The sequence below is a fragment of the Agrobacterium sp. B1(2019) genome (assembly GCF_008274755.1).
In the GTDB taxonomy this organism is placed as follows: domain Bacteria; phylum Pseudomonadota; class Alphaproteobacteria; order Rhizobiales; family Rhizobiaceae; genus Agrobacterium; species Agrobacterium salinitolerans.
The window spans coordinates 2,758,931-2,772,571 of record NZ_VTPB01000001.1 but is presented as its reverse complement, the minus strand read 5'-3'; the positions used below and the strand labels follow the sequence as shown (position 1 = coordinate 2,772,571).

Genomic DNA, 13,641 nt, shown 5'->3' with positions numbered 1-13,641 from the left:
AGTGCCGGAAAAGTCAAGGCGGTGGCGGTTTGCTGGCGACAGAGCCTGAATTTCATCTTTGCGTGATCGGCGGCAAGCCGCGATTGGCGGCGCTTGAACGGCGCCATTCCGCTCCCTATACCTTTGTCATGAAACGTCGAAACTTCTTTCGTTTTTCCGCTCTTGGTTTGCTCACTCTCGCGGGCGGGGGGTTCTATGCCCGCCGCTCCAATGCCAGCGCCTATTATAGCGGCCCGGTCTCCGATCATTTCGACGGAGTGCGCTTCTTCAATCCCGGCGGTTCACCGCCCGGTAATTTCATGGGCCTGCTGAAATGGCGCTTCAATGGCGAGCGCGCCACATGGCCGGAAAACTATCCGAGCCCTTTTCCCTTTGCGAGACCGGAAACTCGGATTGATGGCAAAGACATCCGTGTCACCTTCGTCGGCCACGCTTCTTTCCTCATCCAGACGGCAGGGCTGAATATTCTTGTCGATCCGGTGTGGTCGCAGCGTACCAGCCCGTTCAGCTTTGCCGGCCCCAAGCGCGTCAATCCGCCCGGCATCCGTTTCGAGGACCTGCCGCCCATCGATCTGGTGCTGGTGACGCATAATCACTACGACCATCTGGACATGGAAACGCTGAAGCGCCTGCATGTGGCGCATAAGCCGCTTTTCATCACGGCGCTCGGCAACGACGCAATCATCCGCACGGGTGTCGAGGCGGCGCGTATCGAGGTGGGGGATTGGGGCGATGTGATCGATGCCGGTGCGGTGAAAATTCACTTTGAGCCTTGCCACCACTGGTCGGCGCGCGGTCTGAATGATCGGCGAATGGCGCTCTGGGCCGCCTTCGTGCTCGAAACGCCTGGCGGCAAGATTTACCATATTGGCGATACCGGCTTCCACGAGGGCCGCAACTATCACGCGGCTCGCAAGAAGCATGGCGGGTTTCGCCTCGCCAACCTTCCGTTCGGCGCTTACGAGCCGCGCTGGTTCATGAAGGGCCAGCATCAGAACCCGATGGAAGCCGTGGAAGGCATGAAACTTTGCGGCGCGGCGCATGTCTGCGGCCATCACTGGGGTACGGTGCAACTCACCGATGAGGCGGTGGATGCGCCGCTTGCAGCCCTCAAGGTTGCGTTGACGGAGCAGGGTGTGGATGAAAGCCGTTTCCGGCCAATGCGTCCCGGCGAGGTTTTCGACGTGCCATCCGCCTGAGCCGACGCCCCGTTTGCGCCGCAACAGTCTGGTAATTTGCCTGCCTTTCCGCCATATAGGGCGAAAGCGCGGGAAATACCCCGATGCAAACCGGTTTTCAGATAGTTTTCAGGTTCAAGGCGATGGCGGATACGGTCGAATTTGCGAAGATGAACGGGCTTGGCAACAAGATCCTCGTTGTCGATATGCGCGGTCGTAAAGATATGGTCACGCCAGCGGCTGCCATCGCCCTCAATGCTGATCCAGCCACGCAGTTCGATCAGATCATGGCCATCCACGATCCGCGTATCGCGGGGACGGATGCCTATATCGACATCCTCAATTGCGATGGCACCAAGGCGCAGGCCTGCGGCAACGGCACGCGCTGCGTGGTGCAGGCGCTGTCTTCCGAAACCGGCAAGACCAGTTTCACCTTCCAGACGGTCGCCGGTATTCTGAACGCCGTCGAGCATGAAGACGGCATGATATCGGTCGATATGGGCCTGCCGCGTTTCCGCTGGAGCGACATTCCGCTTTCTGAGGAATTCCATGATACCAGCCGCATCGAATTGCAGATCGGGCCGATCGATGCACCAATTCTGCATTCGCCTGCAGTCATGTCCATGGGCAATCCGCATGCTATTTTCTGGGTTGATCGTGACCCGATGACGTTTGATCTCGAACGTTTCGGGCCGCTTCTCGAAAACCATCCGATGTTTCCGGAAAAGGCCAATATCACGCTGGCGCAGGTGATTTCAGACAGCGCGCTTCGCACTCGCACCTGGGAGCGCGGCGCCGGGCTGACGCTTGCCTGCGGTTCGGCCGCCTGCGCCTCAGCCGTTTCCGCTGCCCGCACCGGCCGCACCGGCCGAAAGGTCACCGTCGATGTCGCCTCCAGCCCTATCCGCGTGCCGCTGACCATCGACTGGCGTGAGGATAACCACGTCGTTATGACCGGCCCGGCCGAATGGGAATGGTCAGGTTCCGTCGATCCCGTCACCGGCGTCTGGGCGCGCGATGCGGTCGAGCGGGGGGTTGTATGAGCGGCGTCGAGGTCATAACCTTCGGCTGTCGTCTCAACACCTATGAATCGGAAGTGATGCGGGCGGAGGCCGAAAAGGCTGGGCTCAACAATGCCGTGCTGGTCAATACCTGCGCGGTGACGGGCGAAGCGGTGCGTCAGGCCCGCCAGGCCATCCGTCGGGCGCGGCGCGACAATCCGCATGCGCGCATCATCGTCACCGGCTGCGCTGCCCAGACCGAAAAACAGACCTTTGCCGACATGCCCGAGGTGGATGCGGTGCTGGGCAATGAGGAGAAGCTGAAGAGCGCCTCCTATCGTGCGCTGCCCGATTTTGGCGTCTCGGCGGAAGAAAAGCTGCGCGTCAACGATATCATGAGCATCAAGGCGACCGCGCCGCAGATGGTGAAGCACATAGACGGGCATGTGCGCGCCTTCATTCAGGTGCAGAACGGCTGCGATCATCGCTGCACCTTCTGCATCATTCCCTATGGGCGCGGGAATTCCCGCTCCGTGCCGATGGGTGCGGTGGTGGATCAGGCGCGCAGGCTGACGGAGGGCGGTTATCGCGAAATCGTGCTGACCGGGGTGGATGCGACAAGTTATGGCGCTGACTTACCCGGTGAACCGTCGCTCGGTTATCTTGCCAAGACTTTGCTGAAGCAGGTGCCTGATATTCTGCGCCTGCGCCTTTCCTCCATCGATAGTATCGAGGCCGATCATCATCTCATGGATCTGATTGCCGATGAGCCGCGTTTCATGCCGCATCTGCACCTGTCCCTCCAGCATGGCGACGACATGATCCTGAAACGTATGAAACGCCGCCATTTGCGGGCTGACGCCATTCGTTTCTGTCACGAGGTGCGGTCGCTTCGGCCGGATATCGCCTTCGGTGCGGATATGATCGCCGGTTTTCCCACCGAGACGGAAGACATGTTCGAGAACGCCGCGACGCTTGCGGAAGAATGCGGAATTTCCAACCTGCATGTGTTTCCCTATAGCCCACGTGCCGGCACGCCGGCGGCCCGCATGCCGCAGCTTGACCGGGCTTTGGTGAAGGAGCGGGCGGCGAGGCTGCGGGAGCGCGGCGAGGCGCTGCGGTTTGCGCATCTGCAAGGCATGGTCGGTTCGGTGCAGACGATCCTCGTTGAAAACAACGGTTTTGCCCATACCGACAATTTCACGCTGGTGGAGGCACCGCATCTTGCCCCGCGCACTCTTGCGCAGGTTGCGATTACCGGCCACAACGGCAAACATCTGAACATGAAGCTTCTGGCGGCGGATGCGGCCTGAGGCGGCACAAGAGAAAAGACACGGGAACGACCATGGCCCTCGGCTTCATCAAAAAAGTCTTTTCGTTCGGCAAGGACAAGGCCGAAACGGACGGACGGCCGCAAGAGGACGCCGCGCCTGAGCGCGGCAATGAAAACGCTTCCTTCGAAGCGGCGCTGAGTGACGCTGAAGCGCATGACCCTGTCGCGAAGGACCCGGTTTCCGAACTGGAGATGGAGACGGCCGGCGGCCCGGCCCCGGACGAGGCGACAGAGGCGCTCCCGTCCAACGATGATAAGGAAGAGGACGCACCGCTTCTGCCCGGTGTCGAGCTTTCAGGCGATATGGGTGTGGCGCCGCTATCGTTGCTACAGGCGGAAGCAGCCGCCGAAGAGCAGGTCGAATCTGCCCTGGAAGCATCGGATGTCGTGCTGGATGCAGATGCGATGGATGCGCTGCTTGACGAGGCCGAAGCCGCGACTGCGCCCTCCGCTACACCGCCAGCTCTGCCAAAGGGTTTTTCGTCCGCCAGTGAGCGGCAGGAGCCTGCCCCCGCCGAAACGCAGGTAAAACTGACATGGTTTCAGCGCCTGCGGGCAGGGCTTGCCCGCACGTCGTCGCAGTTGACCACACAGATTTCGGCGCTCTTCACCAAGCGCAAGCTGGATGAAGATACGCTCGACGAGCTTGAGGATCTTCTCATCCAGTCGGACCTCGGGGTCGAGACCGCCATGCGCATCACCGGCGCCCTGTCTTCCGAGCGTTACGGCAAGGATGTGAGCGGCGAGGATGTGGCGCGCATCATGGCGGGCGAGATCACCAAGGTCCTGAAGCCTGTCGCCAGGCCGCTTGAACTCGATCTTTCGCACAAGCCGCATGTCATCCTCGTCGTCGGTGTGAATGGCACCGGCAAGACGACCACCATTGGCAAGTTGGCCGCCAAGCTTTCCGGCTCCGGCCTCAAGGTGATGTTGGCGGCCGGCGATACCTTCCGCGCGGCGGCGATCGAGCAGCTGAAGATATGGGCCGACCGTACCGGCTCGCAATTCATCGGCACCAAGCTTGGGGCAGATGCCTCCGGTCTTGCCTACGACGCCTATGAGCAGGCACGGGCGCAAAAAAGCGACGTGCTCATCATCGATACGGCCGGCCGTCTGCAGAACAAGACGGAATTGATGGCGGAGCTGGAAAAGATCGTGCGCGTGCTCGGCAAGCTCGATCCGGATGCGCCGCACACCGTGCTGCAGACGCTGGATGCGACGACCGGCCAGAATGCCATGAACCAGGTGGAAATATTCCGTAATATCGCGGGCGTTTCGGGCCTGATTATGACAAAATTGGATGGCACGGCGCGGGGCGGTATCCTCGTCGCCATCGCCGCCAAACACAAGCTGCCGGTCTATTTCATCGGTGTGGGTGAAGGTGTGGACGATCTGGAGCCCTTCGAGGCGGAAGATTTTGCCAAGGCCATTGCGGGAGTTTGAGTATGGATATTGAAAGCAATTCCAAGGAAAGCGAAAAGATGGTGGCGGAAATCAGCCCGCTCCTGAAATTCGTGCTCGAGCTTGGCCCGCTGGTGGTGTTCTTCTTCGCTAATTCCCGCGGCGAATGGCTGGCCTCCACCTTCCCCGTGTTGACGGAATTCGGCGGCCCGATCTTCATTGCCACCGGCCTGTTCATGATCGCAACGGCGCTGGCGCTCTCCGTTTCATGGGTGATGACGCGCAAGCTGCCGATCATGCCGCTTATTTCAGGTATCGTGGTGTTCGTGTTCGGTGCGCTGACATTGTGGTTGCAGAACGATACTTTCATCAAGATGAAGCCGACCATCGTCAACACGCTGTTTGGCGTTATCCTGCTGGGCGGCCTGTTCTTTGGCCAGTCGCTGCTGGGTTACGTCTTCAACTCGGCTTTCAAGCTGACGGATGAGGGCTGGCGCAAGCTGACGCTGCGCTGGGGCGTGTTTTTTCTCTTCCTTGCGGTGATGAACGAGGTTGTCTGGCGCATGTTCACCACCGATACCTGGGTCGCCTTCAAGGTGTGGGGCACGATGCCGATCACCATCATCTTCACCATGGCGCAAATGCCGCTCGTCATGCGCCATTCGCTGGAACCGCTCAACAAGGACGAAAAATGACAATTGCAGAGATGTCGGCTTCCCGCTCGCGCTCGCTTAAATGGTTCGGCGTGGCCGCCGGCCTGCTTCTCCTGCAGATCGTCATCCTCTACGCCATGGGCCGCATTCCGATCTGCGAATGCGGTTATGTGAAGTTGTTTGAGCCGGGCGTTAACACGCCGGGCAATTCCCAGCATCTGGCCGACTGGTATACGCCCTCGCATATCATTCACGGCTTTCTGTTCTACTGGTTCGCCAGGCTGCTGTTCCGCAACAGGCCGCTTTCCATGCGGCTTTCGCTCGCGGTTCTGGTGGAGGCGGCATGGGAAATTCTTGAAAACTCGCCTCTCATCATCGATCGCTATCGGACCGCGACGATGGCGCTGGGTTACACCGGCGACAGCATCCTGAACTCGGCGATGGATACGGTCTTCATGGTGCTGGGTTTCCTGTTCGCTGCCCGTATGCCGGTGTGGCTGACGGTGGCGATCGCCATCGTCTTCGAAATCTTCACCGGCTGGCTGATCCGTGACAACCTGACGCTGAATGTGGTGATGCTGCTCTGGCCCGTGGACGCGATCAAGGAATGGCAGAACGCGCTTCCGCAGATGTGAACGGGTTTTCAGGTCCGACGGGCCGAAAGGCACGGAAGCCGCACAATATATGCAGGTTTTCTTAATGGCATTGCGGTAGTGTCAGGCAAAGGCTCGTCTCTCCCTCCGGCAGAACCCATTGCAAGACAATTTCGCCTATCTTCTCCCCTTCATCATGCTGACATTCGGCGTGGTGTTCCTGTTCCTGCAAAGGATCGGCCACGCTTCTGCCCGCTATTGGGGTATAGGATATCTTTCGGCGGCTTTCGGTTTTGCGGCGCCTCTGGTGCTTGGCGGCCTGCCCTTCGAATTACAGGCGATCCTATCGAACCTGTTGTTTTTCTCCGCCTTCTTCCTCTATGGCCACGCTCTGCTCGTCCATTTCGGGCGGCCGCTTTATATCACGGCCAGACTGTCGATCGTGATCGCCGCAGTTTTGCTGGTCTCTTTCCATGTTTTCGTCACACCTGATCTGAAACGCGAACTCGTCATCGGCGATCTTGTCTGCGCCTTTTTGCTCGCTATCCCGGTCTGGCTCGTGCGGAAGCGGCCGGTAGCGCTCGCCGACAGGCTGATGGTGGGAATTGCCTGTCTTGTGGTGCTGGAGACGCTGGTACGCATCGGTATGCTGCTGGTGATGACGCCGGGTGGCTCGATGACCGAGCTTAGTGAATTCTTCGAATCCGACTACGCTTTCTACATGCAGCTTGCGGCCAGCATTTTCGGCTTCCTGCTGGCGCTTTCCGTGCTTGCGAGTCAGATTTCCGTCACCGTCGACCGGCATCTGCATGCGGCAGAGCATGATCCGCTGACGGACGTGTTGAACCGGCGCGGCTTCGACCGCCGAGTTCCCGATTTTCGCAACGATACGCCTCAGGGTGCGGTCATCGCCTGCGATATAGATCACTTCAAGCGTATCAACGATGTTTACGGTCATGCGGCCGGAGATATCGTTCTCATCGGTCTTTCCGATCTGCTCAGGCGAAATGCGCCCGAGGATGCGCTGGTGGCGCGCTTTGGCGGTGAGGAATTCGTGGTCTTCGTGCCCGGCCAGACGGCCGCAGCAGCCGGCCAGCTTGCCAATGGCATGCGCACAGGCCTGTCGTCGCTCGATTGGCGCAACCGGGGTGTAACCAGCCAGATCACCGCAAGCTTCGGCGTTTCGGCCGTCGCGAGGGGAGATCATTCCATTCATGACGCCATCAAGCGTGCCGATGACAGTCTTTATGCGGCAAAACGGGGCGGTCGCGATCAGGTGGTGCTGGAAGGTATGCGCTTGTCGACCGAAGGCCCGTCGCTGAGGGTCGTTACCAGGGGGTGACGCCTTGCGGAGCGGGTTATTTCCCGGCTGCGGCCGCGATGGCTGGCAGCAGGTCGCGCTCCACGCCGCGGACATCGAAGGGGCCGACCTTTTTATAAAGGATCGTGCCATCCGCGCCGACCAGATAACTTTCGGGAATGCCGTAGACGCCCCAGTCTATCGCGGCCTTGCCGTTCGGATCGACGCCTATCGCAGCAAAGGGATTGCCGAGCTCGCCGAGGAAGCGCAGCGCATTATCCTGCTTGTCCTTGTAATTGATGCCGACGACGGTAATGCGGCTGTCTTTCGCCAATTCCTGAAGCAGCGGGTGCTCCTGCCGGCAGGGAACGCACCAGGAGGCGAAGACGTTCACCAGCGTCAGCTTGCCCTTGATGGCGGTATCGGTCAGCGCTGGCAGGTTGGAGCCCTCCAGTGGCGGTAGCGACAGGGTGGGTGCCCTGGTGCCGATCAGCGCCGAGGGAATGGCGCTGATATCCAGTCCGTTTACGTCCTGATCGTAAAGCATCTTGCCGGCGACGAGGGCGAAAGCGCCGAAAAGCAGCAATGGCAGCAGCGCCAGTGCATAGCGTGCACGGCCTGTCGTTTTGGCCTTGGCGTCCCGGTCAGCCTGCGTCATTGCGCGTCACCTGCGGAACCGGCTCTCGCCCTGCGGCGTATGCCGGATGCCTCGAGTCCCTTCAGTTCCCGTTTGCGTGCCTGACCGTCCACGACGACCCAGGCGATGAGACAGAGAACGACAAGGCCGGTCGCCGCATAGGACATGCCGATATAAAAGGCGTGTGTCATCACCTCAGCCCTCCCGGTTCGCCATGCGTGCCGCGAGACGCCGCTGCGCGGCTACGCGCCGACGCCAGATTTCGTTGCGCATGGCGGCGATGTGCAGGGTGAAGAACAGCAGCGTGAAACCGACCGCCATGGTCAGAAGCGGCCACAGAAACTCCGCATCGATGGCGGAACCGCCCATGCGGATGACGCTTGCCGGCTGATGCAGCGTATTCCACCACTCGACCGAAAACTTGATAATCGGGATATTCACGAACCCGACGAGGATCAGCACAGCGCTGACCCGGGCGGCTCTGGAAGGATCGTCCAGGGCGCGGTTGAGCGCGATCAGCCCCAGATACATCAGGAAAAGCACGAAGACGGAAGTCAGCCGCGCATCCCACACCCACCAGGTTCCCCACATGGGTTTGCCCCAGAGCGAGCCTGTGACGAGCGCAATCAGCGTGAAGGCCGCGCCGATGGGGGCGGCGGCCTTGTGGCTGACATCCGCCAGCGGGTGACGCCAGACGAGGGTGCCGATTGCGGAGACCGCCATGACCGAATAACACATCATGGCGAGCCAGGCGGAGGGTACGTGCACATACATGATGCGCACCGTGTAACCCTGCTGGTAATCGCCTTCTGACGTGAAGGACAGATAAAGGCCGGCGGCCAGTACCAGCGCCGTCAGGACAGCGAGCCACGGCAGAATGCGTGCCGCCAGCGCCAGAAACCGCGTGGGATTGGCGAGATCACTGAATTTGGTGATGGTGAAGGTCTGCTCGTTCATGCCGTTTGTGTAACCCGAGAATGGCCGCCCCGCAATTGATCCCTGTCAACAGGAGATCATCCATCGCGGTTTCATCAATCCATAACATTGCGCAGTGCCAAAGCGGCAAAGAAAGGCCCGGTCGCGGCTGAAAATAACGTGATCGCACACAGAATGAGGAATGGCGGCATGAAGGGCGCCGGGTCCTGCACTGCCGCATAGGAGGCGCTGACGCCGAAGATCAGCACGGGAATGGCGAGCGGCAGCACGAGGATGGAAACCAGAAGCCCCCCGCGCGGCAGGGCAACGGCAACCGCCGCGCCCACCGCGCCGATGAAAGTGATGGCGGGTGAGCCGACCAGAAGCGTCAGCATCACTGCGCCGATAGCCGCTTCGTCCATGTTCATAAAGAGGCCGAGCAAAGGGGAGGCAAGCACCAGTGGCAGACCGGTCGTAACCCAGTGTGCCAGGCATTTCACGAACACGGTCAGGACTAGCGGGGTTTCCTGCATCAGGATCAAATCAAGGGAGCCGTCATCCCGCTCGGCTTGAAACAGCCGGTCGAGGCCGAGAAGGGCGGAGAGCAGCGCGCCAATCCAGACGATGGCCGGGCCGATGCGCGCGAGCAGGTTGAGATCGGGGCCGACGCCGAAGGGGATGACGGCAACCACCGTCATGAAAAACAGCACGCCGATCAGCGCGCCGCCGCCGGCGCGGATGGAGAGTTTGATATCGCGGAGGAAGACGGCGGTCATTGGGGCGTCCTCGGTGGGTGAAGTTTACCCCGCTCTGTCCTGCCGGGCATCTCCCCCACAAGGGGGGAGATCGACTCGCGGTCAGGTCTCGGCAATCTCAAGGTTTGAGAATGGAGCGTCAGAAGAGCCCCCTGCCGATCTCCCCCCTTGTGGAGGAGATGCCCGGCAGGGTGGAGGGGGGTAGGCCACGCGCACATCGCCATCATGCCCAACCCTCCACACCAGCAAACCCCGTCATCTGCAACTCCTGCGCCTTCTCCAGCCCCAAGGGCTGATGGGTTGCCGCCAGCACGATCCCGCCTTTTGCAAGATGGCCTTTCACCAGATCGGTAAACATGTCGTCTGCCGCCCTGTCGAGCGCCGCAGTCGGCTCATCGAGAATCCACACCGGCCGCCATGCAACGAGAAGTTTTGCCATCGCGAAACGGCGCTGCTGGCCGGCCGAAAGATAACCGAAAGGCAGGTGGGTAACGCCGGCAAGGTCAACACTCTCTGCCGCCTCGTCAATCGCTACGCCTGCTGCGCCAGGAAAATCTCCAAGGAAGTCCTTCCAGAAGCGCAGGTTCTCGGAAACTGTCAGTTCCGTCTTCATCGCATTGCGATGTCCAAGATAATGGCAAGCCTCTGACGGCCGCATCTCCTCGTCAACCCCTTCGCCGGCTATCTTTACGCTGCCTTGTTCGGGCCGCAGAAGACCGGCCACCGTGCGCAGCAGCGTGGATTTTCCCGAGCCGTTGCGCCCGGTCAGCACCAGCGCCTCTCCATCGCTTAACTTGAAGGAAATATTCATGAATATGAAATCTTCGCCGCGTCGCACGCCAAGATTTTCCGCCGTCAAATCCATGCTGCGGTTCCGTTTCAGATTTCGTCGTCTCGATAAAAAAATCGATTAGCTTCGTTGAATGGTCTGGCACGTTTGTCTGAAATTATCTATATGGGTGTCAACACGCCAGCGGCCGGCGTGAACATCATCTTGCGCCGGACTTGACGATTGCGAGGAGCAATTTTCACGTGCGGACAGCGGAAATGGTCGTACCCGCATCCTGATGTGCATGAGTGCATAGGTGTCCGCACGAACGTGTTGGCTATCAGTGTAAGCGGGGTTTTAATCCATGCCCAAATCACTCGACAGTTTCAAATGTCGTTCCGTCCTTACCGTCGATGGTAAGGATTACGTCTATTTCAGCCTGCCCAAGGCTGAAGCCAATGGCCTGAAGGGCGTCTCCAAGCTGCCCTATTCCATGAAGGTCCTGCTGGAAAATCTGCTTCGTTTCGAGGACGGCCAGTCCGTCACCAAGGAACATATCCTTGCGGTTTCCGAATGGCTGAATAACAAGGGCCTGACCGAAACCGAAATTGCCTACCGCCCCGCCCGCGTTCTCATGCAGGACTTCACCGGTGTTCCCGCCGTGGTTGACCTTGCCGCCATGCGCGACGGTATCAAGGCTCTTGGCGGCGATCCGGAAAAGATCAACCCGCTGGTTCCCGTCGACCTCGTCATCGACCACTCTGTTATCGTCGATGAATTCGGCACGCCTAATGCGTTTGCCCGCAACGTCGAGCTGGAATATGAACGCAACGGCGAGCGTTACCGCTTCCTGAAATGGGGCCAGCAGGCGTTCAAGAATTTCCGCGTGGTTCCGCCCGGCACCGGCATCTGTCACCAGGTCAACCTCGAATATCTCGGCCAGACCGTCTGGACGAAGGAAGAGGACGGCGAGACGATCGCTTATCCGGATACCTGCGTCGGTACGGATTCGCATACCACGATGATCAATGGTCTCGGTGTTCTCGGTTGGGGTGTCGGCGGTATCGAGGCTGAAGCTGCCATGCTCGGCCAGCCGGTTTCCATGCTTCTGCCTGAGGTCATCGGCTTCAAGCTGACCGGCAAGGTGAAGGAAGGCGTCACCGCGACCGACCTCGTTCTGACCGTTGTGCAGATGCTGCGCAAGAAGGGCGTGGTTTCGAAGTTCGTCGAATTCTTCGGCCCCGGCCTCGATTCGATGTCTCTGGCCGACCGTGCGACCATCGGCAATATGGGCCCGGAATATGGCGCGACCTGCGGCTTCTTCCCGGTTGATGGCGAAACCATCAATTACCTGACCATGTCCGGCCGTGCCAAGGACCGTATCGCGCTCGTCGAAGCCTATTCCAAGGCGCAGGACATGTGGCGTACGGGCGACGGTTCCGACCTCGTGTTTACCGACACGCTGGAACTCGATCTCGGTGACGTCGTGCCGTCCATGGCCGGCCCGAAGCGTCCGGAAGGCCGCCTGCCGCTCGAAACCATTGCGCCGAATTTCGCAACGGCGCTCGAGAACGACTACAAGAAGCCCGGCCAGCTCCACAGCCGCTATGCGGTCGAGGGCGAGGAGTTCGATCTCGGTCACGGCGATGTGGCGATTGCCGCCATCACCTCCTGCACCAACACGTCCAATCCCTCGGTTCTCATCGCTGCCGGCCTTCTCGCCCGCAATGCGGTCGCCAGGGGGCTGAAGTCCAAGCCGTGGGTGAAGACGTCGCTCGCGCCCGGATCGCAGGTCGTTGCCGAATATCTCGACAAATCAGGTCTGCAGAAGGATCTCGACGCGATCGGTTTCAATCTCGTCGGTTTCGGCTGCACCACCTGCATCGGCAATTCCGGTCCACTGCCGCCTGCGATCTCCAAAACGATCAACGACAAGGGCCTGATCACCGCCGGTGTTCTCTCGGGCAATCGCAACTTCGAAGGTCGTATCTCGCCGGATGTTCAGGCGAATTACCTGGCCTCGCCGCCGCTCGTTGTGGCCTATGCCCTTGCCGGCTCGGTCCAGAAGGATCTGACCAAGGAGCCGATCGGCGACGATCAGAACGGCAATCCGGTCTACCTCAAGGATATCTGGCCGACCTCCAAGGAAATCCAGGAATTCATCCTGAAATACGTCACCCGCGAGCTTTATGAAACGAAGTATGCCGACGTGTTCAAGGGCGATGCGAACTGGCAGGCGGTTCAGGTTCCTCCGGGCCAGACCTATGCCTGGGACGACAACTCGACCTATGTTCAGAACCCGCCCTATTTTGTCGGCATGGGCAAAAAGGGCTCGGGCCTCAAGAACATCAAGGGCGCGCGTGTCCTCGGTCTCTTCGGCGACAAGATCACCACCGACCATATTTCTCCGGCCGGTTCGATCAAGGCAGCTTCGCCTGCCGGTGCCTACCTCACAGAGCATGGTGTTGCGGTCGCCGACTTCAACCAATACGGCACGCGTCGTGGCAACCACGAAGTGATGATGCGCGGCACCTTTGCCAATATCCGCATCCGCAACCACATGCTCGGCCCGAACGGCAAGGAAGGTGGCTACACCATCCACTATCCGTCCAAGGAAGAGATGTCGATCTATGACGCGGCCATGAAGTACAAGGCCGAGGGCGTTCCGCTCGTCATCTTCGCCGGTGTCGAGTATGGTAACGGCTCGTCCCGCGACTGGGCGGCGAAGGGCACCAACCTGCTTGGCGTCAAGGCCGTCATCGCGCAGTCCTTCGAACGTATTCACCGTTCGAACCTCGTGGGCATGGGCGTCGTGCCCTTCGTCTTCGAGGAAGGCACGACCTGGGCGAGCCTGGACCTCAAGGGCGATGAAATCGTCGAGATCGATGGTCTCGAAGGTGAAATCAAGCCGCGTGAAAAGAAGATCGCCAAGATTACCTATAGCGATGGGTCGGTGAAGGAAGTTCCGCTTCTTTGCCGCATCGATACGCTTGATGAGGTGATCTACATGAACAATGGCGGCATTCTGCAGACCGTTCTGCGCGATCTGGCCGCTTAACGCTTTGACGATCGAAGGCGTCGGGAGAAATCCCGGCGCCTTTCATTT

General features: G+C 59.9%; 13 protein-coding genes. 8 read left to right on the top strand and 5 right to left on the bottom strand.

What is annotated here, in order from left to right; genetic code table 11:
* Nucleotides 1–83 precede the first annotated feature (83 nt).
* The 7 genes from AGR1_RS13835 (at nucleotide 84) to AGR1_RS13805 (ending at nucleotide 7,501) form a co-directional block, all read left to right on the top strand.
* The gene (locus AGR1_RS13835) at nucleotides 84–1,199 is read left to right on the top strand and encodes an MBL fold metallo-hydrolase (RefSeq protein WP_187772185.1); all 1,116 of its coding nucleotides are present in this window, start codon (nucleotides 84–86) and stop codon (nucleotides 1,197–1,199) included.
* 122 nt (nucleotides 1,200–1,321) lie between these two features.
* Nucleotides 1,322–2,221, top strand: coding sequence for a diaminopimelate epimerase (dapF, locus tag AGR1_RS13830; protein ID WP_080793368.1), 900 nt, complete (start codon nucleotides 1,322–1,324; stop codon nucleotides 2,219–2,221).
* Nucleotides 2,218–3,492, top strand: coding sequence for a tRNA (N(6)-L-threonylcarbamoyladenosine(37)-C(2))-methylthiotransferase MtaB (gene mtaB, locus AGR1_RS13825; RefSeq protein ID WP_149147151.1), 1,275 nt, complete (start codon nucleotides 2,218–2,220; stop codon nucleotides 3,490–3,492). The genes dapF and mtaB overlap by 4 nt, the downstream gene beginning before the upstream one ends.
* Nucleotides 3,493–3,524: 32 nt before the next feature.
* On the top strand, nucleotides 3,525–4,955 hold the full coding sequence (gene ftsY, locus AGR1_RS13820; RefSeq protein ID WP_149147150.1) for a signal recognition particle-docking protein FtsY: 1,431 nt from the start codon (nucleotides 3,525–3,527) through the stop codon (nucleotides 4,953–4,955).
* Nucleotides 4,956–4,957: 2 nt separating this feature from the next.
* The gene (locus AGR1_RS13815) at nucleotides 4,958–5,608 is read left to right on the top strand and encodes a septation protein A (protein WP_080792388.1); all 651 of its coding nucleotides are present in this window, start codon (nucleotides 4,958–4,960) and stop codon (nucleotides 5,606–5,608) included.
* Entirely contained in the window at nucleotides 5,605–6,201 is a 597-nt protein-coding gene (locus tag AGR1_RS13810; RefSeq protein WP_149147149.1) for a DUF2585 domain-containing protein, read from the top strand. Before AGR1_RS13815 ends, AGR1_RS13810 begins: the two co-directional genes overlap by 4 nt.
* Nucleotides 6,202–6,319: 118 nt before the next feature.
* A complete protein-coding gene (locus tag AGR1_RS13805) occupies nucleotides 6,320–7,501 on the top strand; it encodes a GGDEF domain-containing protein (RefSeq protein WP_187772140.1) in 1,182 nt (393 codons plus the stop codon).
* A gap of 16 nt (nucleotides 7,502–7,517) precedes the next feature.
* On the opposite strand, the gene AGR1_RS13800 is transcribed toward AGR1_RS13805, so the two are convergent.
* The 5 genes from AGR1_RS13800 to ccmA form a co-directional block, all read right to left on the bottom strand.
* Nucleotides 7,518–8,117 carry a DsbE family thiol:disulfide interchange protein gene (locus AGR1_RS13800; protein WP_149147148.1) on the bottom strand — a complete coding sequence of 200 codons (600 nt, stop codon included), beginning with the start codon at nucleotides 8,115–8,117 and terminating at the stop codon, nucleotides 7,518–7,520.
* Nucleotides 8,114–8,287 (bottom strand): heme exporter protein CcmD, encoded by a 174-nt coding sequence (gene ccmD / locus AGR1_RS13795; RefSeq protein WP_149147147.1) that lies wholly within the window; start codon nucleotides 8,285–8,287, stop codon nucleotides 8,114–8,116. The genes AGR1_RS13800 and ccmD overlap by 4 nt, the downstream gene beginning before the upstream one ends.
* A gap of 4 nt (nucleotides 8,288–8,291) precedes the next feature.
* Entirely contained in the window at nucleotides 8,292–9,053 is a 762-nt protein-coding gene (locus tag AGR1_RS13790) for a heme ABC transporter permease (RefSeq protein WP_080792395.1), read from the bottom strand.
* A gap of 74 nt (nucleotides 9,054–9,127) precedes the next feature.
* A complete protein-coding gene (gene ccmB, locus AGR1_RS13785) occupies nucleotides 9,128–9,787 on the bottom strand; it encodes a heme exporter protein CcmB (protein WP_149147146.1) in 660 nt (219 codons plus the stop codon).
* Between the two features lie 202 nt (nucleotides 9,788–9,989).
* Complete coding sequence (gene ccmA, locus AGR1_RS13775; protein ID WP_149147145.1) at nucleotides 9,990–10,631, bottom strand: heme ABC exporter ATP-binding protein CcmA; 642 nt, start codon at nucleotides 10,629–10,631, stop codon at nucleotides 9,990–9,992.
* 268 nt (nucleotides 10,632–10,899) lie between these two features.
* Between ccmA and acnA the strand changes: the two genes are divergently transcribed.
* Nucleotides 10,900–13,593, top strand: coding sequence for an aconitate hydratase AcnA (gene acnA / locus AGR1_RS13770; RefSeq protein WP_149147144.1), 2,694 nt, complete (start codon nucleotides 10,900–10,902; stop codon nucleotides 13,591–13,593).
* Nucleotides 13,594–13,641: the final 48 nt, after the last annotated feature.